Here is a 23,949-nt window from a genome sequence, read left to right as displayed (position 1 = left end):
AAATACTATAGAAATATGGTTGAAATATTATAGAAATAAAGTGGAAATACTATAGAAATACGGTTGAAATATTTCGCGAAGTATATTTCAGCGAAGCTATATTTCTACCTTATTTCACGAAGTAAATTTCAACTTTATTTCGCGAAGCATATTTCAAATCTTTTTATTAAGGTTAAGGTCAATATCCCCAACTATCGCACTGCAAGTATCCATCAATATCGATTTCAATATATTTCGGTGAAGCCATATTTCACGAAGTAAATTTCAACTTTATTTCGCGAAGCATATTTCAAATCTTTTATTAAGGTGAAGGTCAATATCCACAAATATCGCACTGCGAATATCCATCAATATCAAGAACTGAATATCCATGAATATCCCCAAATATCTATTTCAATCTATTTCAGCGAAGCTATATTTCAACAACATTTCGCCGAAGGTATATATCCCCAAATATCAAGAACTGAATATCCATGAATATCCCCAAATATCTATTTCAATCTATTTCAGCGAAGCTATATTTCAACAACATTTCGCCGAAGGAATATATCCCCAAATATCAAGAATTGAATATCCATGAATATCCCCAAATATCTATTCCAATCTATTTCAGCGAAGCTATATTTCAACAACATTTCGCCGAAGGCATATATCCCCAAATATCAACAAGTATCTATCTTTTTCATCGGTTCAAATAGCCTGTAGTCCAATATGCTTTTCCATATCAGAAAAATCTTTGTCATGATGAAGAAGTTTAATATTATTGCTGATGCAGAATGTGGCAATTATTACGTCTATGGTTTTTCTTATTGTGACACCTTTTTTTCTCAATATTCTATAATGTTCTGCCGAAAGTAAAGCTGTTTCTTTGGAGCATAAAGAGAAATAGGGTAAGGATTCTAAAGCCTCCTTTGCTATTTGGAACTGTTTGTCATTTTTAAAGCCCTGTAATACCTCCACCAAAATCAAATCTCCAGTCACTAGCACTTTGTTCCCAAGAAAATCATATAGTTTTTCTACGTGTTCCTCTTCTTTTCCATTGAAGAAATCTATCCAAACAGACGAATCTACTAGTATCATTGGTCAAGTCTCATTTTTTCTAAATCACCTTTCCAAGTTAACTTTCCTCTTAACTTTCTAATTTTACTTTGTTGGTTTAATTGAATGATCAACTTAAGCCCCTCTTCAACAGTTGCTTTTTTTGTTGTATGACCAGTGATCTTCATGGCCTCAGAAATCAAATCTGCATCTATCTCTATGTTTGTTCTCATTTATGTGTATGTTTTTCTTAAATATACACATAAATTGAGATTTCGGTTTGGATTGTGCATGAAATAAGGTTGAAATACATTAGAAATAAGGTTGAAATACATTAGAAATAAAGTTGAAATAGGATAGAAATACAATAGAAATATATTTTCGAAGCTTTTTACCAAAAGGATGAGCATTGTTTCAATGCTATTTCGCCAAAGGCATATATCCCCAAATATCAAGAACTGAATATCCATGAATATCCCCAAATATCTATTTCAATCTATTTCAGCGAAGCTATATTTCAACAACATTTCGCCAAAGGCCTATATCCCCAAATATCAAGAACTGAATATCCATGAATATCGCCAAATATCTATTTCAATCTATTTCAGCGAAGCTATATTTCAACAACATTTCGCCAAAGGCATATATCCCCAAATATCAAGAACTGAATATCCATGAATATCCCCAAATATCTATTTCAATCTATTTCAGCGAAGCTATATTTCAACAACATTTCGCCAAAGGCATATATCCCCAAATATCAAGAACTGAATATCCATGAATATCGCCAAATATCTATTTCAATCTATTTCAGCGAAGCATATTTCAACAATATTTCAAGAATACATTTCAATATCTACCAATATCGCACAGCGAATATCCATCAATATCTATTTCAATGTATTTCACTAAGTACATTTCAATTATTTCTTAAACTCACCGTCCACAGTCCTCCATATTTCCAAAGGATTACTTTCTTTCAAAGCATCAGGGAGGAACTTTTCAGGCATGTCTTGAAAGGCGATAGGCCTAGCAAATCGCTTGATGGCATAAGCACCTACAGAAGTAGATCGGCTATCTGACGTGGAGGGGAATGGTCCACCATGCTGCATAGCAAATCCGACCTCCACACCAGTAGGGACGCCTTTGAATAATATCCTGCCACATTTTTCTTCCAAAATAGTAATCAATTCAGCACTTTGTTCTAACTCTGAATCTTCTCCCCATATCGTAATGGTCAATTGGCCATGGAGTTTTTGGGCAATAGAAAGTAGTTCTTCAGCACCTTCATAAACTACCATAATTGCAAATGAACCAAACACTTCCTCTTGAAATAAATCATCTCTAAGCCAATCAATTGCCTTGATTTTGGCCAGTGCAGGATGGGCTTTGATCAGGTCGGTGGTAGCGCTTACATGAAGCCATTCCAGTTCTTCTTTGCTTTTTAATTTGTCAAGCGATTCATAGTAGGCCTTTGCAATACCTTCATGTAGCATTGGGGCTGCAGCAATCTCCTGAATTTCTTTTTTGACTGCATCAGAGAAGGTTTTCTCATGCACTTGAGGTACCATAATCAAGCCAGGGTTGGTGCAAAACTGTCCTGCTCCTAGGGTGAGTGAGCTTGCAAAAGATTTTGCCAAACCTTCAATATCAGATCCTAATTTATTTTCTAATGTAATAATTGGGTTTACAGAACCCATTTCTGCATAGACTGGAATAGGTTCGGTTCTTTGATTGGCAAGATCGAATATGGCTTTGCCTCCTTTAAAGGATCCTGTAAAGGCTATGGCTTTAGCTATCGGATGCTTCACCAACTCTTGTCCGACATCTATTCCTCCTTCTATATGTGTAAAAAGACCCGAAGGTAGACCACTTTCCTGTACAGCTTTGGAGATCAAGCTTCCGACCAATAGGGATGTCTTTGGGTGTGCAGGATGGCCTTTATAGATCACAGGACATCCAGCTGCCAATGCGGAAATAGTATCACCTCCAGCAGTGGAAAAGGCCAGCGGAAAATTGCTTGCGCCAAAAACCACCACGGGGCCAATTGCTGTCAAAAATCTTCTCAGATCAGGTTTTGGTGCGGGTGTTCTTTCTGGATCTGCATGATCTATGACTGCCTCAAGCCAGCTTCCCTCTTCAACTATTTGAGCAAATAATTTGATTTGTCCAACTGTACGGCCCAGCTCACCAGTGATTCTTCCTTCTGGAAGGTTGGATTCATCGGATGCCAAAGGTATTAGCTTGTCTTTTTCAGCTTCGATATTGGAAGCTATTTGTCGCAAGAAATTGGCTTTGATTTTCCCAGAAGTTTTCTTGAAATGTAAAAATGCATCTTGTGCGGTATTGAATATATCGTCGTAGTTTATCATTTTTTATTGGAGTATGGTGATTTTGAAATTGTTGATGATTATTCAAGAATTTCTATATGCACTTTCTATAAATTAAATCATATTGCTTTCTTAGGTTCTTTTTCTTTTTTCTCACAAAGACTCAAAGACACTAAGATCTTGCGACAACTTTTTCCCGTTTTGAAAACTCGCATTAGATATGTTTAAATCGTATAAAGACAATCAGATTTCTAACATTCTGGATAGGTTGCTGCGAGGTTTTTACTACATCTCCGTCATCTTTATTCTTCGCATTGCTAAAGGGGAATTTTAGATGTAAGTACCCTATTCCGTTTTTTGTTACTTCTTGCTGGACTCTTGCCCCTCTACTTGTTCTTTACGCTCTCTCATATAATTTCCATCCTCATCCCATAGGTCGGTTTTCCAATCCTTGTTTGATAATGTTTTCGATTCTGATGCGTTCTTCGCCGATTAGGGTCAATCTTGGAGCCCTTACCCATTCTGTCCCTATACCAGTCAATTGTTCTGCTAGCTTGATGTACTGTACGAGTTTGGGATGAATGTCTAGTTCTAGGAGAGGTAAAAACCAGCGATAAATTAATAAAGCCTCTTCATACTTACCAGCTTTGATCAGGTTGTAGATAGTCACAGTTTCTTTTGGAAATGCACAAACTAGACCAGCTACCCAGCCATCTGCTCCCATGACTAGCTCTTCCATCGCTAAGGTGTCAACACCACAAAGGATCTTGTAGCGATCACCAAACTTATTGCGCATACGAGTGACATTTGAAATGTCTCTGGTAGATTCCTTGATGGCTTGGATATTATCACATTCGGCGAGTTCCTCAAACATGGGTATAGTTACCAAAGTTTTGTAATCAACGGGATTGTTATAGATCATGATAGGCAGATCTGTACTTAGAGCTACTGCTTTGAAATAGGTGACTACTTCCCTATGATCTGCTGCATAGCGCATGGGGGGAAGTATCATAAGTCCTGATGCACCTAATTCTTTCGCTTTTTTTGCCCAATATACTGCATCGTGTGTAGCTCCTTCCGCAATGTTGAGGATTACAGGAACTTTTCCTGCTACATATTCTACAGTTTGAGAAGTTAAGCTTATTTTTTCATCTAATGAAAGTACAGAGGATTCTCCCAAGGTGCCTCCTAAAATGATTCCATGAACCCCTGCTTCTAGTTGGGCATCTATATTTTTGAAAAACATGTTCATGTCCAAAGTGCCATCTTGATGGAACTTTGTGGTGACTGCTGGAAAAACTCCTTGCCAATTCATATAGTGAAATTAAGGTTGAATTATTAAAGTAATTTACAAAGTATTTTTATTCGGATTCATTCCCTAAGGCGTCGGTATGATGACTTGAGTCTATAATATGGGAATTGAATAATTCACTTTGTCAAAACTAGAAACAATTTCATAGAAAGGCTTGCACATATTTAGTACTTTGTGATACTATATTGACAATTTAGAATGGTTTCTCAATCTCATTGATTAATATTATATCAAATATTGCGCAATGGCCAGAAAGATCATCTCATTTCAAATTCCAAAATCGAACAAGGAGTTTGTAAGGTTTCAGATAGATTCAAGAAAACACTTTTATGAAAAGCTTCATCAGCATCCACAGTGGCAGCTCACCTTGGTAGTGGAAGGTAAGGGACAATTGATGGTAGGAGACTATCTTGGACGTTTTGGTCCAGGGGATATGTTTTTATTTGCTTCGAATATGCCACATGTGTTTAGGTCTGATGCAGCTTATTTTGAAGAGTCTAATGAGAAATTGTCCATAAGTTATACTTTGTTTTTTGATTTTGAGGTGTTTGGACCTAGCCTGTTGGAGTTGGATGAGTTGTCTGAACTTGGTAAATGGGTGTCGCAAGTGAAGGGGAGTTATAAGGTGTTAAATGAAACCAAGGAAATATTGGGTGAAGAGATGCTTCACTTTAAAGGAGTCAAAGGACTTGAAAAGTTATTGAGGGCATTGAAGATCTTAAAGTTACTTAAGGACTCTCCAAATTTGACGAATTTGAATCAATACATTTCGGAAAGAGATTATACAGAAACAGAAGGAAAGAGAATGGGGAAGGTCATGAACTATATATTGACCAAAAGTCACACGGGGATTGAGCTAAGTGAAGTGGCAGATATGGCGCATTTGAGTAAGGAAGCCTTTTGTAGATTTTTCAAAGATCGCACAGGAAAGACTTTTACGGCTTTTTTGTCACAAGTTCGAGTTCACCAAGCCAGTCAATTACTAATGGAGTCAGATCTTTCCATAGCCCAAATAGCCTACCAAAGTGGTTTTCAAAATTTATCCTATTTCAATAGGGTTTTTAAAAGAATACAAGGAGAATCTCCGAAGGAGTATAGGTTGAGACGTTTGAGTAATTTGGTTGATTGATTTTATGTGACCAAATTTTGTAGGAATTTTTTCGATTATTATGGATAGCTATTTGAAGTTACAATTGAAATGTAGAGCGCAGGAAAAATGAATTTTTAAGTAATTTCAAACTTTTAATTAATTTACATTAGTTTTGAATCAAATGGAAGTTTTAGGGTAATAAATTATATATTTCTAGCAATGAAAAGGAAAATAGCTTTAGTAACAGGCGGATTTACTGGTGAATCTGTAATTTCGTTGAAAAGCGCAAATGTGGTTGAACAACATTTGGATCATAATCGATATGATATTTTTAAGATATTTATTTATCCTGGTGACTGGCACTATAAATCCCCAGATGGTGAAAAATTCCCAATCGATTTAAATGATTTCTCCGTAAATCTGGGTGAGGAGAAAATCACTTTTGATGGGGTGTTTAATATTCTTCATGGGTCTCCTGGCGAAGACGGAAAGTTAGCAGGTTACTTTGATATGCTCAAGATTCCATATACTACATGCAATGCTTTGACTTCTGCCATCACCATGAATAAAGGGTACACCAAAGCAATTGTACAAGATATTCCAGACCTTTTTGTGGCGAGATCTATACAGCTTTTTCGGCAAGATGAGGAAACTGTGGATCAAATTCTTAAAGAGCTTAGGCTTCCACTTTTTGTAAAACCCAACAATGGGGGGAGTAGTATTGGTATGTCCAAAGTAAAAGAACCTAATGAGCTACAAGCTGCTTTAGCCAGTGCCTTTGCAGAGGACTCTCAAGTACTTGTCGAGGAGTTTGTATCTGGTAGAGAGTTTTCTATTGGGGTATACCATGCAAAGGGGAGAACTACCGTGCTGCCAGCAACTGAGATTGTTAGCAGTAAAGAGTTTTTTGATTTTGAAGCAAAATATGCAGCTGGTGTCACTGAAGAAATTACCCCTGGTAGAATGTCTGAAGAGGAGGTTTCTAGAGTAAATAGGATCATAGCCCAAGTTTATCAAAAATTGAACTGCAATGGGGCTGTAAGAATCGATTACTTTTTAGAGTATGAGACAGGGAAGTTTTATTTTATCGAAATCAATACGGTACCTGGACAAACAGAAACGAGTCTGATTAGCCAACAGGTGAAAGCAATAGGAATGCCCATTCAAGATTTCTATACAGATTTGATTGAAGAGATGTTTAATTGAGAGTATGGTTTTCAACATTAAATTTGTAAAATGATGATGTTGAAAACCTCACCTCACCCATAACTTCTCAACAACTATCTCATAACCATGTTGAATTTGGATGAGGTATAGACCTGTTTTTAAAGTTTTTTGACTCAGAAGGTTTTGGAAAGAAGTGCTTGAACTTTCCAGTATCACTTCTCCAAGGGGATCGATCAGCATTATCTTTGTCAGACTTTGATCAAAGTGCGAGGGGAGCTGTATTTGCAAAGTGCTTTGCTTCGTCAGTGGATTTGGATACACCATCGGCCTTTCATGTTTTATCCTATGGCCACTTAGTTTAATGACACTACTGTAAGAATAATCTCCATTTTCGTCAACTTGCTTTATCCTATAATATCTAGTCAAACTGCTGTATTTCGTGGTGAATGAAAATTGATAAGTGCGTAAACTATCAAAATCACCAAGGCTTGGTATTTGACCTACTTTTTCAAAATTCAAGACATTATCTTTCGATTCTTCTACTTCAAATAATCTATTATGATTTTCTTGAGCGACTTGCCAACTAATGGTGACCGTGCTTCCCTCTTGAGATCCATTTATGTCAACCCATTTCAAAGGGAGTATGGATAAAACCCTATAACTTCCTATTGTGAATATGTTCTGGTCTAAATCTCCAAACACTAGGTTCCGACGTGCCCACAGTGGTGCTTCTCCGGGCAGGTGTGTTCCCTCTGCTGCTTGACCACTTGCGGTGATTCTCAAATCATCCACATCATCTACTATCAAGTTGTCCGCAGAGATGCGCATTGTAAGCGCCGAGGAGCTGCTACTGGTGGTGAAGATTTGGAAATATGAATTAAGCTCGTACATGATAGGAGTACCATCATTGTCATTGAAATCTGGATCCCAGTTTGAGCCTGGTATTTCTGTGTAGCGGATGTGCATGTCACCTCCAGGAGAGTTACCAAGGAGCTGTACTGCTCTGATTCCTCCCTGATACCTATCTTCAAAGGGGAAGGTAGCATTCCCTACCGATAGCGTACTGGGGATTTGATTGTAGTGCAGATTTGCCAGATTCAGCCAACTTCCGTTTGTGAAAGAATAATTACCTGTGCCAGCAGTATTGATAAAAAGGTTATTATCGCCAAAGTCTATTCTCCCAGAGGTCATAGTAAGATTATTTTTGACCCGAAGGTCATTATCTAAGCGAATAGTACCTGAGGGTTTATTGACAGTGATATTAGTGAGGTCTAGTGGCCAGCCATTCACTTGTTGGTTAGCGTTTCCTGTGAACGTTAGGCTTGTTCCACCTGTTGGCTCTTGAGGTATTGAACCTGAGACACGACTAAGATTCCCAGAGACAGATAGTGCGGGCCTCAGTACTTTTGTAGCACCGTTGGCAAATGAAAGGTTGTGATAGTTTGTGGGATTTTCAGTACCTGCCATGGAGGACTGCATCATCTGTTGTGTCCCAGTATTGCTTATATATTGCACAGTACCTTCCAAATTTAGGGAACTTGATTCTAAATACGGAATATTGCCACCAAGGGTAAGATTGGCACCATCTTGAATTTGAAAAAGTGAAGCAGGCAGAGATCCAGATCTTCTAATGATTGGATTGGTAGGTCCTGAGCAATTTGAGATCAATGATGCACCTGATTCAATGATGAATTCACCAAATGGTAATCCTGGTAAAAAAACAGGATCAGAGTTGAATGAGAAAATAGAACAGGTTGGAGAGTTACCTTGGATGACACTTCCTGATGCTATAATGAACCTTCCTGCCTTAAAAGGTGCATTTACAGTGAGCGTTTGGTCGGGGTCGGGATCGAATACTACGGTAAAATTACTCCGTGTATTTTGCGCACTCCATGAAGCACTGGTCACTACAGTTCTGCTAGTACCTCTAAATACTATTCTTCCAAGTAGCGGATATATCCAATCAGCAACCGTGATGCCTGTGGAGCTTGATATAAGGCTATAGTCTGTCCCAGATCTAGCCATTAAATTCAATGAACCAAATACATTCAGATCGTGAGTCTGCAAATTAAGCTTACGACCTGTAGAACCTTCTGCGTTTAGAAAAACACTATTCACAGATTCGTTTCCAGTGATTCTAACTTCATTTTGGAAGTCGATAAAGATGTTGTTTCCTACTTCTGGTTTCTGAACAGCTGCTGCCCATGCTGTCCCATTCCAAGTTTCCCAAATGGCTGGATTGTCAAAATCTCCTGAGGCAATAGTCCTAAAATCTCCCGCTTGTAAAGCAATTTGCCCAAAAACAGAAACATGAGTGATCACACTGCAAAGAATTAACAAGATAATCCTGTACATTCGTATCTTACAAAAGTACCAAGCTGCATAAGTATGCTTTTCAAAAAAAACCAACATTCAAAAATTATTTTGACCTCAATAAATGTAATAAAATGAATTTAATGTTGAAGAAAATCTTGATGATTTTTATCATTTCCTTATCTAATATCGTATTTGGGTTTGCTCAAAATGTCCAGATAAGTTTGCTCACTTGTGACCCAGGAGATCAAATATATTCTGTATTTGGACATAGTGCTATTCGGGTGCTAGATCAGGAGACTGGTGAAGACTTGGTCTACAATTATGGGACCTTTGACTTTGACGCACCTTTTTTCGTGGTGAAATTCACCCAACGTACCTTAGATTATATGCTGAGTGTGACTACTTATGACAGGTTTTTGTATGAATACCAATATTTTCAGCGAGGGGTAAGAGAGCAAGTCTTAAATCTAAATGATAAGCAAAAAGAAGATGTGGTTAAGTTTTTGAAAATAAATGCTTTGCCTGAAAACAGATTGTATAGATATGATTTTTTCTATGATAACTGTGCTACTCGTGTGAGAGATTTGTTTGAGGAAGTCCTAGGTAAGCAATTGGTGTGGAATGATCCCAAAGAACCTCAAGAACAGACCTTTAGAGACTTGATAGATGAATGCATTCATCCACTACCATGGTATGATTTGGGGATAGATCTAGCCTTGGGATCTGTCATCGATGCAAAAGCTTCAGAGCGAGAAAAACAGTTTTTGCCAGTGTACATGGAGGCAGCTTTTGCTAGGGCTCAAATAGAAGGCGATGGCCCTACCCGAGCTTTGGCACAAGCATCTCAGCCAGTGCTTCAATTCCCTCAGGAAGAGTCTTCTGCTTCATTGTTCAATCCCTTTATAGTTATGTGGCTAGTGGCTATCATTTTCATGGTAGTTACTTTTTTGGGTTACAAAAGAAGGCGGCTTTATGTTGGTTTTGACGTTGCCTTATTTGGTGTACTTGGTTTGCTTGGCTTGTTGATTTTTGTCTTGTGGTTTTTGACATTTCATTCACAGACCAAGTGGAACTGGAATATCCTTTGGGCATTTCCAATGCACTTGGTGCTTGTATTTGCATTGCTGAAAAAGGAGGTCCTTCCTTGGCTAAAAAGGTACTTGATGTTTGCATTGATCATGGCAGATGCAGCTGTAGTTTTTTGGATCTTGGGTTGGCAGTCATTTCATCCGAGCTTGATTCCTATTTTGCTAGTAGTGATATTGAGGACAAATTTTCTGTATTATAACGTAGAAGTATTCAAGAGACAGCGAACCAATAGTATAATCTCTTGATGGCAAACTATTGTATCCAATCTCATGTTGTGTAGGGATAATTGGAATAAAAAATGGACTTTAACTTACAATCAGAGTATAAACCAACAGGTGATCAACCAGCTGCAATCAAACAGCTGGTACACGGGCTCAATCAAGGCGACGTTTCACAAGTTTTGCTTGGGGTAACTGGTTCTGGTAAGACTTTCACAGTAGCCAATGTGATTCAGCAAGTGCAGAAGCCCACTTTGGTTTTAAGTCACAATAAGACCCTTGCAGCTCAGCTTTATGGGGAGTTTAAGCAGTTTTTTCCTGAAAATGCTGTGGAGTATTTTATCTCCTATTATGATTATTATCAACCAGAGGCATTTATTCCGACCAGCGGTACTTACATCGAAAAAGACCTTTCCATAAATGAAGAAATAGAAAAACTCAGACTCAGTGCTACTTCAGCTTTACTTTCTGGAAGAAGGGATGTGATCGTAGTAGCCTCGGTCTCCTGTATCTATGGTATAGGGAATCCAGAGGAGTTTGGGAAAAATGTCATCAGACTCCAAGAAGGAGATCGCATACCAAGAAATCAATTACTTTTCAAACTTGTTGACATCTTGTACTCGAGGACCAATGTTGATTTGACTCATGGGACTTTTAGGGTCAAGGGTGATACAGTCGACGTCTTTGTGGCTTATGCGGATTTTGCATATAGGATATTCTTCTGGGGGGATGAGATTGAAGCTATTCAGCGAGTAGATCCCGCTTCTGGCACCAAAATATCCGACGAAAAGATAATATCAATATTCCCCGCCAACTTGTTTGTCACGGGTAGGGATGTGATAGATACAGCGATACATGAGATTCAAGACGATATGATGGCTCAGGTTTCATTTTTTGAAAAAGACATGAAGTTGATTGAGGCCAAGCGGTTGAGAGAGCGGACGGAGTTTGACTTGGAAATGATTAGAGAGCTGGGTTACTGCTCTGGAGTGGAGAATTATTCACGGTATTTTGATAGGAGATTGCCAGGCACACGACCATTCTGCTTGCTTGATTATTTTCCTGATGATTATCTTTTGGTGATTGACGAAAGTCACGTCACTGTCCCTCAAGTAAGGGCCATGTGGGGGGGAGATAGGTCTAGAAAAGTTAACTTGGTAGAATATGGATTTCGCTTACCTTCTGCCCTTGACAATAGGCCTTTGAAATTTGAAGAGTTTGAGGACCTGACCAATCAAGTGATCTATGTAAGTGCAACGCCAGCCGATTACGAGTTGGCAAGGGCAGAAGGTGTGGTGGTAGAGCAAATTATCCGTCCTACTGGATTGCTAGATCCTGTCATAGAAGTGCGTCCTAGTGCAAATCAAATTGATGATCTTTTGGAAGAGATAGACCAAACGATCAAAACTGATGCAAGGGTACTGGTGACAACATTGACAAAGAGGATGGCTGAAGAGCTTCAAAAATACCTCGAGCGTGCAGGGGTAAGGAGTAGGTACATACATTCGGAAGTGAAGCCCTTGGATCGTGTAGAGATTCTTAGGGAGCTGAGGTTGGGGGTTTTTGATGTGTTGGTTGGTGTCAATTTACTTAGAGAGGGATTGGATTTGCCAGAGGTTTCTTTAGTGGCCATTTTGGATGCTGACAAAGAAGGTTTTCTCAGAAATGAGCGTAGCCTAGTACAGACTATAGGTAGAGCTGCTCGGAACTCTGAAGGAAAGGTTATCATGTATGCGGATAAAGTCACCGACTCTATGCGCTTGGCTATAGACGAGACCAAAAGAAGGAGGGCACTCCAAATGGAATACAACGAAAAGCATGGTATCACTCCTAAGACTGTCATCAAATCCAGAGAGAAAATCATGGGCCAAACCAAGGTGGCTGATAGTAAGAGAAATGCAAAAGTATATGCAGAAAGTCAAGATGCTCAACCATTGGTAGCAGCTGATCCGATCGTGCAGTATTTGAGTAAGGACAAATTAGAAAAACTAATTGCGGCAACTCAAAAGCAAATGGAAAAAGCAGCCAAGGAATTGAATTTCATGGAAGCAGCTCGCTTGAGAGACGAATGGCAAGGTATGAAAAATAGGCTTGCAGATTTGGAAAGAGGTGTGTAAGCATTTCTCATTTTGTAAAATATAGAATCAACCATATCATGACGCTTCAAGATATTCAGAAATGGGCAAGTCAAGGGGAGGGATTGACTGTGGAGTTCAAAAAAAAAGCGGCTCACCCTGACAAAATCGTGAGAGAGATGATCGCATTGGCCAATACTGAGGGAGGAGTTTTACTTCTAGGCATAGATGATGATGGTACTGTTTCTGGCCAAAGATTCATAGAAGAGGAGGTTTTTGTGATGGAGAAAGCTATCAGAGAGCAAATTTTCCCCCTTTTGGATTATGAAGTTGAGATTTTTAAACTTAATGCAAAAAAAGGTGTAGCAGTATTTTCTATTTCAAAATCTGCTCAGAGGCCACATTATATCCAAGAAGAAAACAGAAAGCGAGCTTTTATCCGAGTTGCTGACCGTACAGTTCAAGCTAGTAAAGAAGTCTGGGAAATACTCAGAAAGGGGAAGTACCAAAAGGATGTAATTTTCACTTATGGAAGAAAAGAAACCGTTCTCATGCAAGCACTAGAAGAGCGTAAGTCTTTGACGCTGAAAGAATATGCCGCTTTGGCAAAGCTTCCGCGGTTTTTAGCTTCTAAGACACTCATTAAGTTGGTTTTGGCTAATGTGCTTGAGATCATTCCTCAAGAGATTGAAGATCGCTATCAGCTCAAAGAATCTCTAGAGAGGTAGAGATGTTCCGTACCGTGCATTGAATCCAGCTAAGCCTTGTAATCCGCCAGTATGGAGTATCAAAATCTTTGAACCTTTGGGGAACTCGCTTTTTTGGAGCTGATCGAGTATTCCGAAAATCATCTTTGCTGTATAAATGGGTTCTATGGGGATATTGAATTCTTTATAAAACCACCTCACAAAGTCTAATAGCTCAGGTTTTATCTTTCCATAACCGCCAAAATGGTAATCTTCAATCACTCTTGCGTTACCAAGGGGTAGAATGTTGTGATTTTCCAATAAATCTTTGATTTCTTGATGAATAAATTCACCCTTTAGACTAGAATACCCAAGTAACGTTTGATTTTCTTTGATTGATTTTGCAAGTCCTGCAAAAGTGCCTCCTGTACCGATGGCTGTACAGATATGTGTGAAATCTTCATCATTTTCTGTCAGTATCTCAGCAGTTCCTTGGATGGCAAAAGCATTGGTGCCTCCTTCTGGTAAGACATAGCAATCTCCGAGTTTTTCCATTAATTGTTGATGGAATATTGGATCTTTTTTCTCCCTATATTTTTCTCGATCGATATACTCAAGATGCATTCCCATCGCTGACGCTGCATGAAGTGTAGGATTGAGAGGATGGTGAGCTTCTCCTCTGATGATTCCAATCGCCCGTATTCCTTCTGCCTGGCATGCTGCTGCTGTAGCGTAAATATGGTTAGAATAGGCTCCGCCAAATGTCAAAATACATTGTTTTTTCTCTGTTTTTGCAGCTTCAAGGTTGTATTTGAGTTTATAAAATTTATTGCCCGAAGCCAAGGGGTGAACCATGTCTAATCTTTTAATGGTGATGCTAATGGTTTGATTTTCCCATAGTGGGTGATGGAGCAACTGATTGGAGACTTCATATGGATCTAGCATAGGGTAATTATTTTATAGCCCAAATATCCGAAACTTTATCAAACTAGCCTTACTTTTGTCTTATGGCAGAGGAAATAGACAATGATCAATTTGATGAAGAAGAAGTGGAGCTTTTTGAGCTTCATCATATTACGGTAGACAAAAAACAGTCTTTGATCAGGATTGATAAATTTTTGACTGATAAGTTGGCCAATACCACTCGGAATAGGGTGCAAAGTGCAATCGAAGCTGGGCACATTACTGTAAATGGGGGAAAGGTTAAGACCAATTATAAAATTAAACCTCAAGATGAAATCAAAGTCTATCTTCAAGAACCCATCAGAGACGGCGAACTTATAGCTGAGGATATTCCTCTGGATATCATTTATGAAGACGATCACCTACTGATCGTAAACAAGCCCGCTGGGATGGTGGTGCACCCTGCACATGGCAATTGGACTGGGACGCTTGTCAATGCACTTGCGTATCATTTCGAACAGCTACCCGAGCTTCCGGGCAACTCAGGTAGGCCTGGTCTAGTTCATCGTATTGATAAGGATACATCTGGACTTTTGGTAATCGCAAAATCTGAATTAGCCATGTCTGATTTGGCAAATCAGTTTTTTCACCACACGATTGACAGGACTTACTTGGCTCTGGTATGGGGTGAGCTTGAAGAAGATCAAGGTACTATCGATGCTCACGTCGGGCGAAGTGCCAAAGATAGAAAAGTGATGAGTGCTTACCCGGATGGAAGTCAAGGTAAACATGCAGTGACACATTACAAAGTATTGGAGCGGTTGAGGTATGTGTCTTTGATAAAGTGTAACTTAGAAACAGGCAGGACACATCAGATCCGTGCCCATATGAAGTATCTGGGGCATCCACTTTTCAATGATGCCATGTATGGAGGTGATAAAATTAGAAAGGGAACTCAGTTTTCAAAATACACATCTTTTATCAAAAATTGCTTTGAACTGATGCCTCGACAAGCACTCCACGCTACTTCTCTTGGCTTCATACATCCTGTCACCAAAGAGAATATGCACTTTGAAATCCCACTTTCTGAAGACTTTGCTGCCGTGTTAGATAAGTGGAGGCAATATGTTGTATATGAGAATTAGATTATTTCAAAATTTTAAATGATTTAGATTGTTTTTTGCCCACGGTTTCTATTGTTTTTAATAATATTAAAATATTTTTATTCATAAACTGTCATTTTGCTAATATGAGCCTCTGATTTTGAGGATTTTCTAATAGGAAACCGAAGATGCATTATGAAGTTTTCAAAAAATGAATTTTCGCAATCGTTACAATTTTTAATTTCGTAAATTTATAGAGCGAATATTAAATTTAATGTAAATTTTAAGCTATTTTCTTGTAGAATTTTCAAGAATAAAATTTGGTGCGTATATTTGTAAAAGAAATCAGAGATAAAAAGTTATTTCTGATCTGATTGAAGTGAGATGGTCACAGTTCTCCAATGAGAAAAGAGGTTCGATTCCTTGTCATTCAGCAGGTTATTTTGGGTTTATTGTTAATTGACTAAGCTATGAAATTGTATTTCATAGCTTTTTTTATTTCTATTTAAAGCAAAAATCTCAAGTGTTTTGTTTGTTGCGGAATTATATTCTGCCGGGTCAACTAAATGTATTAAAGTTTGAATGCTCCAAGATGAAACAACTTCTGCTGCATTTGAACCGTTTTAATGTCTAAATCAACGATGTTAGGACACAAATAAAGCTATTCTTTTATATCTTATTGATGAATTCAATATTTGTAATGCAATTGTCCTATTTTTACTATAAGAAAACCACATATGGACGAACCAACTACTTCTCAAAAACAACATTTGAACCAAAGATGGCTTAGAATTCTTAAGCCATTTGGTATTCTTTTGCTTGTATTGTTGGGGTTGCATTTGGTAATTTATTTTAGTTCAGACTTTTTGCTCCGTAATTACCTCAAAAACAAAGTGAGTCAGGCTTCTGAACAAAAATATGAAGTGGATTTTGACAGGTTTTATATTTCTTTGTTTCAAAGAGGGTTGATTTTTGAAGGTTTTAAGCTGACGCCAGTTGAGGAAGCATTCGTCAACATGCCAGATGTTCCTTATTATAAAATCTCTGTCCCTAAAATCTCTCTGACAAGGCTTTTTTACGCATTTGGAAAAAGAGAAATCCAGATTGGATTAATCTCATTGAATAATCCATCCATTGAATTTAGATTGATGGAAGATGAGGGGCTGATGCTCGAAAGTGAAGAACCCTCTCCCTTACAGCTTTTGGAAGAAGAGATAAGAAAAAGTTTTGGAGATGTTGGATTAAAAGAAGTGCGCATAAAAGCTTTGCAGATCAAAGAGGCTGACTTGCTCTTGAAAAATTTCATCTCTCAGAAATCCATAAAAATTGACCATGCAGATGTGCTTGTGAAGGATATTCAATTGCTACAGGATAGATACCCATTGACTCCCTTAAATGCAGCAGGTTTTTCGATTGATTTGAATAATTTCGAAATCTTATTAGCTGACAGCGTCCACAACATTAAAGCCTCCGAAGTCCGTGTTTCTTCACTTGAACAGTTCATTAAAGCTAAGAATGTCTCCATTTCCCCAGATTTTACAAAAAAATCAGCAACTTATTTTGAGGTCAATTTGGATGATTTGCATTTGGGTGATGCGGATATCAATAAAGTCTTCTATACAACCGAAGTTGATGTAGGTTCTTTGAGGTTGAGCAAACCTGTGTTTCACCTATTCACTTCCAAATCGCAAGAAGAAAGTACGGATGAAGGAGAGTTTGAACTTTATGGACTGATTGAAGGCATATTAAAAGCCATTCAAGTAGACAGTTTGGAAATCGAGGAAGGGAAATTTACACAGACTTTGATTGGAGAATTAGATAAGCCTCGGATCAAATCTGAGCGTATAGATTTTGAAATGCAAAATGTCTATGTGGGACCAGACAGTGCGCTCACACAAGATCAATTTTTCTTCGCTGAGAATGCATCTCTATTGCTTCAAGGTGTAGAACTATCACTTGGAGACCAAATACACAAATTCGTTGGAGAGTATGTGTCACTTTCGTCTTTTGACGATAAAATCCTCATGAGGAATGTGAAAATAGTTCCTACTACTGAAGCAGATTCAGTTGACAATGAGACCATCTTCGAAATAGATATTCCAGAGATTAAGATTGAAAAGTCTAACCTGAAAAAAATTTATAATGAAGGGATAGTGGACATATCCAATGTGATGATAGACAGTCCCGAAATCATACTCAGAGATGTCCAATCCAATGACGAAACTGATAAAAAATCCTTTGATCTTCAGGTATTAACCCGCGATTTTTTACGAGGAATATACATCGAAAGACTAGAAGTGATTGAGGGGTCATTGGTGATAGATAACAATCTAAGGATAAGACAGGATAGTCTTTCTTTCGGGAAGTTGAATTTGGTTTTAGAAAAATTCGCTCTTGATCAATATACTGACAGCAATGGGAAGGGGATATTTTTTGCCGAAAACCTCCAAGTAGAATTGAAAGATTATGCACTGAAACTTGCGGACAACCTGCATGTATTCAAAGCAAATAGTCTTTTTGTTGACACAAAATCCTCTATAGTTCGTATAGAAGGTTTTTCGATTAGGCCATTTCAAGTAGATCAACTTCAATCTACGCTACAAAACTACGATAAGACCACAGCAATAGACCTATACATCCCCAGGTTTATGGCTACAGGTGTCGACCTGAAGCGGGCTTACTTTAGAGGAGATCTTGATATCAGGGAGATTCGAGTCCCATCTCCAAAGATCAATATCTATAAATATGGCACCAAGGATAGAGTTGATGAGGATAAGGTAGATCGTCAAGATATCTTAGACTTATTGAGGGCATACTTCACCGAGGTCACCGTGAATAGACTTACCTTAGAGCGAGGTAGTGTCAATTACGAGAATTACGGTGTAGAAAAGCTACGGACTTTTTCCGAGGATAATGTCTCTGTGGCTGTTAAGAATTTTCATATAGATCAAAATACAACGCCAGCCGAAGTAGGGAATTTGTTCTCAGAGGAAGTAGATCTAGGGCTAAATAATTATGTTTTCAGCATAGCTGACGGAAAATACAATATCGTGGCGGATAGAATTAGTTTCAATACAGCTAGGGAAGAGATCATTACTTCTAATGTACAGCTGAGACCTAGTACTAGGTCTGTAGATAAAACAAGAATTTCTGTCAATATCCCGACTCTAGCTTTTACAGGGGTAGACTTGGAAAAATTCATGTTTGACAATGAGTTGAATCTCAATAAAGTAAAGTTTTCAGGATCTTCAGTGAACCTATTGCTCAACAAAGATGTGGATGAGTCGGAAAATGAGTCAAGGTCAAGAAGGAGAGACCGTACACTTCCAAAGACGATCAACTTGATCAATATTGATACAGTCATGGCAGAAAAGGCGAATTTTAATCTTTCCATCAGGGAGAATGGTCAAGCCAGAGAGCTAGTCAATACTGGAATTGATCTTTCCATTTTTGATTTTATGCTGGATTCTGCCACTTTGGCTAGAGGAGATGTTTCTGCTTTTTTTGGTGGATTGTCCTTATCTATTGATGAATTCTGGTTGACTTTACCAGACAGTGTACACAGAGTGACGTTTTCTAAAGTTGAGCTAGATACACGATATGAGGGTATATTACTCAACAATCTCAGAATCATCCCTCACAACCTCTATGGAAAACCAGGTGCCCCTATAATATCGGGCCATATTCCCACAGCATTGATCAAGACAAAGGCCGTGGCAGAAGCCCAAGTCAAAAAGGACTTAGTGATCTCAGAGTTTCGATTATTTAGGCCAGATATTGAATTGTTTACAGATGATGAAGATAATCAATCTGCCAGTGAGGATTCACAAGAGGAGGTAGCAGTGGATAACATGAGTCAGGTTTTGGAGAGGATTTTTATTGAAGAATTTGAGATTGTAGATGGTAATTTATCTTTTTATGATAAAAATGCTTCAAAAGAGCCCCAAATTTTCAATCGGATAAATGTTTCTCTGCAAGATCTCGACTTGGATCTCGAAGAAATGTCTGGATTTGACAAATCGGCTTTATTGAAAAAGGAGTTTAAAGTCAGTCTGCCTGACTACGAAATTTATACAAAGGACAGTTTGAACGTTATCAGGATTGGATATGTGATGATTAGTCAAGACAAAATCCAACTGCAACAGGTTAGTTTCGAACCCCTATATGGAAAATATCAATATACAAAAATTGCGAATCAAGAAATTGACGTCATGAATATGCAGATACCTGAAATTCTAATCAAAAAACCTGATCTGAAACTTTTGGCTGATAAGCAGATGCTGAAGGCAGAGGTACTTTCTGTGATGGATTTGAACGGTACGATTTTTAGGGATAAGCGCTTTCCTTCTGCTGTAGGAAAATATAAAATGATGCCTCAGGAATTGATGCAACAAGTTGGTTTTGACGCGATGATTGATACATTGAAGCTAGAGAATGGAAGAATAAGTTATGAGGAGTTTCCTGAAAAAGGCATGGTACCTGGCGAAATCAATTTTTCAGAACTCGATGCTCTTGTATTTCCTTTTCACTTAAGTAAAGAAAAACAGGGATTTGACTTAGATCAAAGCTTCATAAAAGGCAATGTGAAGTTAAATGATGTGGCCCCGCTGACACTATCAGGTATCATGTATTATCAAGCACCCTATCAGATGTTTATCCAGGCAGAAGTTGGGGCTTTTGATTTTGAATTGATCAATCCAATTCTGATGCCTAACGCCTTTGTGAAAGTGCGGCAAGGTCAGGTTCATGGTGGCGAATGGTCATTTGTAGCAGATAACAAAGACGCAAGAGGTGAAATGGTTTTGAAATACAATGACTTAAGGGTGGATTTGCTTGATGAGCGTACTTTGGAGGTAGGGAAAGGTCGGAAAAAGATTCTCACATTTGTATTGAACACCTTCGCTCTCAAAAGTCATAATCCGAGAAAATTCCCAAGAAATACAGTGAAAGGTCAAATTTATGAGCCAAGGAACACAGAAAAATTCATTTTCAATTACTGGTGGAAGACGACATTTTCGGGAATGAAAGGGACATTTGGATTCGGGCAATCAAGGCCACCGAAAAAACTTCCGTTGATAAAGAAAAAGGAGGAGGAATAGATCCCTCCTAACCAATTTTTATAGCCCGAGTCATTTCCTTTTTCCCGGGAGGTCCAGGAAGCGTTTCTACTTCCATGCCAAGTGATTTGAGATCTCTTTTCAACTGCCCCATAGCACAATAAGTCGTGAAGATTCCCTCAGGATTCATACTATCGACTACTTTATCAAGCATTTCCTTACTCCATAATTCAGGCTGCTTACTCGGTGCAAACGCATCAAAGAACACCACGTCAGAAGGATACAAGAGTACATCTTGTAGGGTGGTTTTCTCTTTTTTCATGTTGAAAAATTCTGAAACCACAACTCCTTCATTCCATGCTGCATCGTGCAAGTCCTTGAAATAGGGCTTGTAATGCATGATGCTTTGGTCTATCTCAGTATAGTTGAGTTGTGAGTAGATTGATTCTTCTAATGGAAACGGTTCTATGGTATGATAGAGTACAGGGACTTTATTTTGTTCTGCCCAAACCAATGCCAGCCAAGCATTGAGTCCAGTTCCGAAACCTACTTCAAATATCCTGATAGGCTTGGCGCCTGGATGTCTCATTTCCCATGTTTCAAGGCCATATAGCATAAATACATGGATAGACTCCCGATATGCCCCATGAAATGAATGGTACGTTTCATTCAATTCAGGCAAAAAAAGTGAATGAGAGCCATCCTCAGTGGTAATGATTTTGATTTCTTTTGACATGCTATTGTTATTTTTTCTCTACTAAAACAGCACTATATGCGGATACACCTTCTTCTCTACCTACAAAGCCTAGCCATTCAGTTGTGGTGGCTTTGATAGAAATATCTTCTTCATCTATACCCATGACTTGAGCAAGACATTTTTTCATTTCAGGAATGTAAGGATTAATTTTTGGTGTTTGGAGACAAATCGTAGCATCAATGTTTGATACTTCATAGCCCTTGTCCCTAATCAGAATCATTACTTCTTTAAGCAAAATTTTTGAATCAATGCCTTTATACTTTGGATCTTTATCTGAAAAATGATAGCCGATATCTCGAAGATTGGTAGCCCCAAGAAGTGCATCACAGATCACATGAATCAGTACATCTGCATCAGAATGCCCTACGGCACCCTTTTCATGGATGAGTTTGATGCCACCAAGCCAGAACTCGTATCCTTCTTTTAACTGGTGTACATCATAGCCAAATCCAACTCTTATCTTTCCCATAGTTATTTGTTTTCGTTTTTTCCCCTCGGATTAAAACCCGATGCTAATATGTCTGACGTCCTTACAGGACTTATTGTCGGCAGAGATTGCCTAAATTCTATTTTCTCTCTTGTATCTTGTATCTTGTATCTTGTATCTTGTCTCTTGTCTCTTGTCTCTCGCTTCTCATCTCTCGCTTCTCATCTCTCGCTTCTCATCTCTCGCTTCTCGTCTCTACCCCCGGGTTAAAACCCGATGCTAATATGTCTGACGTCCTTACAGGACTTATTGTCGGCAGAGATTGCCTAAATTCCATTTTCTCTCTTGTTTCTTGTTTCTTGTCTCTTGTCTCTTGTCTCTTGTCTCTCACTTCTAATCTCTCGCTTCTCGTCTCTACCCCCGGGTTAAAACCCGATGCTAATATGTCTGACGTCCTTACAGGGCTTATTGTCGGCAGAGATTGCCTAAATTCCATTTTCTCTCTTGTTTCTTGTTTCTTGTCTCTTGTCTCTTGTCTCTCGCTTCTCATCTCTCGCTTCTCATCTCTCGCTTCTCGTCTCTACCCCCGGGTTAAAACCCGAGGCTAAGATATCGGACGTCCTTACAGGACTTTTAGCCGGCAGAGATTGCCTAAATTCCATTTTCTCTCTTGTATCTTGTATCTTGTTTCTTGTCTCTCGCTTCTCATCTCTCGCTTCTCGTCTCTTCCCCTCGGATTAAAACCCGATGCTAATATGTCTGACGTCCTTACAGGACTTATTGTCGACAGAGATTGCCTAAATTCCATTTTCTCTCTTGTTTCTTGTCTCTTGTCTCTTGTCTCTCGCTTCTCATCTCTCACTTCTAATCTCTCGCTTCTCATCTCTACCCCCGGATTAAAACCCGATGCTAAGATGTCGGACGTCCTTACAGGACTTATTGTCGACAGAGATTGCCTAAATTCCATTTTCTCTCTTGTTTCTTGTCTCTTGTCTCTTGTCTCTTGTCTCTCGCTTCTCGTCTCTCGCTTCTCATCTCTCGCTTCTAGTCTCTACTCTCCCCTTTAATCTTCCTTCTTATAATACACCACAGAAGCGTTTTCTTCTTTTAAAATCTCATTTGCCCAGTGGAGGATTTTTGATTCAGGGATTTTTGTTTTGATTTCATACTCCTTTTGATAGTAATTAGGGTCACCTAGATGTGCATAGAATGCCAAGCTCATGGCCCTATTTAGCAATTGAATGGACTCATAAGTTTTCATGGCCTCAGCCTGATTTTTGACTTTATCCAGTGTGATTTTGGGTATGGAGGCGTTTATAAATGATGCAATAACTTCATCTAGCGCATTTTCAGCGTCTTCAGCAGATTGACCTTTTTCCATTTTTCCCGAAAACACCAACAAGCCAGGATCTACAGAACCCATTACATATGCGCCTACAGAAGCGAAGATGTTTCCGTTTTTCACAAGTTGCTGCTCAAGGATGGATGACCTTCCAAAACCAATAATGTCTGTGATCAAATCGGCCTCTAGATATCCTTCCTGAAGCTTTCCAGGCATGTGGTACACTTTATACAAAGCATCGGTTGGTACTTTGGCATGAACATACTTTGTTTTTTTTCTTACTTGGGGAAGTTCTTGCGGTATGGATTTTTTGATGATTTGACCAGCTGGAATTGGAGCAAACCATTTTTCAGATAGCTTCTTTATTTGATCCAATGTCACATCCCCGGCTACCACCATCACAGCATTGTCTGGTCTATAATGAGTGTAGTAAAACTCTTCAACATCTACAGGTTTATAATCTATTATATCCTCAACTTTTTCGCCTATGGTAGGCCATTGGTAAGGATGTATTTCATAGGCTAAGCTCCGCACATGATGGAATACATCACCATAGGGCTGATTTAGATACCTTTGCTTGAATTCTTCTATAACTACCTTTCGCTGAGTTTCTATTGTTTTTTCAGTCAGAGATAAATTCATCATTCTATCTGATTCCAGCCAAAATGCTGTCTCAATATTTACAGCCGGCAATGTAATATAATAGTTTGTGATATCTGGATTGGTAAAGGCATTGCAAGAGCCTCCTACTTTCTCGAGTGCAGCATCGAATACAGGTACATGCTTTGTGCTACCAAACATCAAGTGCTCGAAGTAATGTGCCAAACCTGATTTTCCTTTGATCTCATTTCTGGAGCCAACTTTATAGAGGATGTTGACCACTGCGATCTTGGTGCTGTGATCCTCATGCACTAGTACTTCTAGCCCGTTATCCAAGAAAAATTGTTGGTAATTGATCATAGCGTAGTTTTGGGCAAAGCTAATAAAATAAAACAAAAAATGAGTAGCAAGAAAGCGATCATCTAATCCTCATTTTATT

18 protein-coding genes are annotated in these 23,949 nt (G+C 38.7%); 7 read left to right on the top strand and 11 right to left on the bottom strand.

The window, feature by feature from the left end; translation table 11 throughout:
- Positions 1-690: 690 nt before the first annotated feature.
- The 4 genes from vapC to MM214_RS05585 all read right to left on the bottom strand — a co-directional run bounded on the left by vapC (position 691) and on the right by MM214_RS05585 (position 4,683).
- Positions 691-1,080 (bottom strand): type II toxin-antitoxin system VapC family toxin, encoded by a 390-nt coding sequence (gene vapC / locus MM214_RS05600; protein WP_241292974.1) that lies wholly within the window; start codon positions 1,078-1,080, stop codon positions 691-693.
- Positions 1,077-1,271, bottom strand: a complete 195-nt coding sequence (locus MM214_RS05595) for a type II toxin-antitoxin system VapB family antitoxin (RefSeq protein ID WP_241292972.1) — start codon at positions 1,269-1,271, stop codon at positions 1,077-1,079. Before MM214_RS05595 ends, vapC begins: the two co-directional genes overlap by 4 nt.
- 690 nt (positions 1,272-1,961) lie before the next feature.
- Positions 1,962-3,410 (bottom strand): aldehyde dehydrogenase (NADP(+)), encoded by a 1,449-nt coding sequence (locus MM214_RS05590; protein ID WP_241292971.1) that lies wholly within the window; start codon positions 3,408-3,410, stop codon positions 1,962-1,964.
- A 382-nt stretch (positions 3,411-3,792) separates the two neighbouring features.
- Entirely contained in the window at positions 3,793-4,683 is an 891-nt protein-coding gene (locus MM214_RS05585; RefSeq protein WP_241292969.1) for a dihydrodipicolinate synthase family protein, read from the bottom strand.
- Between the two features lie 241 nt (positions 4,684-4,924).
- Between MM214_RS05585 and MM214_RS05580 the strand changes: the two genes are divergently transcribed.
- Positions 4,925-5,809: an AraC family transcriptional regulator gene (locus MM214_RS05580; RefSeq protein ID WP_241292967.1), complete on the top strand. Its 885-nt coding sequence runs from the start codon at positions 4,925-4,927 to the stop codon at positions 5,807-5,809.
- A gap of 180 nt (positions 5,810-5,989) precedes the next feature.
- Entirely contained in the window at positions 5,990-6,976 is a 987-nt protein-coding gene (locus MM214_RS05575; protein ID WP_241292965.1) for a D-alanine--D-alanine ligase, read from the top strand.
- A 48-nt stretch (positions 6,977-7,024) separates the two neighbouring features.
- Here the strand turns inward: MM214_RS05575 and MM214_RS05570 are convergent, their stop codons facing one another.
- Positions 7,025-9,349 carry a T9SS type A sorting domain-containing protein gene (locus MM214_RS05570; RefSeq protein ID WP_241292963.1) on the bottom strand — a complete coding sequence of 775 codons (2,325 nt, stop codon included), beginning with the start codon at positions 9,347-9,349 and terminating at the stop codon, positions 7,025-7,027.
- Between the two features lie 35 nt (positions 9,350-9,384).
- Between MM214_RS05570 and MM214_RS05565 the strand changes: the two genes are divergently transcribed.
- From MM214_RS05565 to MM214_RS05555, 3 genes are read left to right on the top strand one after another with little or no spacing between them, the layout of a single operon-like run.
- Positions 9,385-10,587: an Lnb N-terminal periplasmic domain-containing protein gene (locus MM214_RS05565; protein WP_241292961.1), complete on the top strand. Its 1,203-nt coding sequence runs from the start codon at positions 9,385-9,387 to the stop codon at positions 10,585-10,587.
- A 53-nt stretch (positions 10,588-10,640) separates the two neighbouring features.
- Entirely contained in the window at positions 10,641-12,677 is a 2,037-nt protein-coding gene (gene uvrB / locus MM214_RS05560; RefSeq protein ID WP_241292959.1) for an excinuclease ABC subunit UvrB, read from the top strand.
- 38 nt (positions 12,678-12,715) lie between these two features.
- Positions 12,716-13,363: an AlbA family DNA-binding domain-containing protein gene (locus MM214_RS05555; RefSeq protein WP_241292958.1), complete on the top strand. Its 648-nt coding sequence runs from the start codon at positions 12,716-12,718 to the stop codon at positions 13,361-13,363.
- Here MM214_RS05555 and MM214_RS05550 read toward each other — a convergent pair.
- Positions 13,352-14,266 carry a 1-aminocyclopropane-1-carboxylate deaminase/D-cysteine desulfhydrase gene (locus MM214_RS05550; protein WP_241292956.1) on the bottom strand — a complete coding sequence of 305 codons (915 nt, stop codon included), beginning with the start codon at positions 14,264-14,266 and terminating at the stop codon, positions 13,352-13,354. The genes MM214_RS05555 and MM214_RS05550 overlap by 12 nt on opposite strands.
- A 62-nt stretch (positions 14,267-14,328) precedes the next feature.
- Between MM214_RS05550 and MM214_RS05545 the strand changes: the two genes are divergently transcribed.
- Both MM214_RS05545 and MM214_RS05540 read left to right on the top strand, forming a co-directional pair.
- The gene (locus MM214_RS05545; protein ID WP_241292954.1) at positions 14,329-15,369 is read left to right on the top strand and encodes an RluA family pseudouridine synthase; all 1,041 of its coding nucleotides are present in this window, start codon (positions 14,329-14,331) and stop codon (positions 15,367-15,369) included.
- A gap of 695 nt (positions 15,370-16,064) precedes the next feature.
- Complete coding sequence (locus tag MM214_RS05540) at positions 16,065-20,426, top strand: hypothetical protein (RefSeq protein WP_241292952.1); 4,362 nt, start codon at positions 16,065-16,067, stop codon at positions 20,424-20,426.
- Positions 20,427-20,433: 7 nt separating this feature from the next.
- On the opposite strand, the gene mnmD is transcribed toward MM214_RS05540, so the two are convergent.
- The 5 genes from mnmD to MM214_RS05515 all read right to left on the bottom strand — a co-directional run bounded on the left by mnmD (position 20,434) and on the right by MM214_RS05515 (position 23,870).
- Positions 20,434-21,120, bottom strand: a complete 687-nt coding sequence (gene mnmD, locus MM214_RS05535) for a tRNA (5-methylaminomethyl-2-thiouridine)(34)-methyltransferase MnmD (RefSeq protein ID WP_241292950.1) — start codon at positions 21,118-21,120, stop codon at positions 20,434-20,436.
- Between the two features lie 7 nt (positions 21,121-21,127).
- Positions 21,128-21,610: a 2-C-methyl-D-erythritol 2,4-cyclodiphosphate synthase gene (ispF, locus tag MM214_RS05530; protein ID WP_241292946.1), complete on the bottom strand. Its 483-nt coding sequence runs from the start codon at positions 21,608-21,610 to the stop codon at positions 21,128-21,130.
- Between the two features lie 193 nt (positions 21,611-21,803).
- Positions 21,804-22,118, bottom strand: a complete 315-nt coding sequence (locus MM214_RS05525) for a hypothetical protein (protein ID WP_241292944.1) — start codon at positions 22,116-22,118, stop codon at positions 21,804-21,806.
- A 72-nt stretch (positions 22,119-22,190) separates the two neighbouring features.
- On the bottom strand, positions 22,191-22,535 hold the full coding sequence (locus MM214_RS05520; protein WP_241292942.1) for a hypothetical protein: 345 nt from the start codon (positions 22,533-22,535) through the stop codon (positions 22,191-22,193).
- A 96-nt stretch (positions 22,536-22,631) separates the two neighbouring features.
- The gene (locus MM214_RS05515) at positions 22,632-23,870 is read right to left on the bottom strand and encodes a M16 family metallopeptidase (RefSeq protein ID WP_241292940.1); all 1,239 of its coding nucleotides are present in this window, start codon (positions 23,868-23,870) and stop codon (positions 22,632-22,634) included.
- Between the last annotated feature and the right edge of the window lie 79 nt (positions 23,871-23,949).

The sequence above is a fragment of the Belliella kenyensis genome (genome assembly GCF_022549675.1).
Taxonomy (GTDB): Bacteria; Bacteroidota; Bacteroidia; order Cytophagales; family Cyclobacteriaceae; genus Belliella; species Belliella kenyensis.
This window is presented reverse-complemented; position numbering and strand designations above follow the sequence as displayed.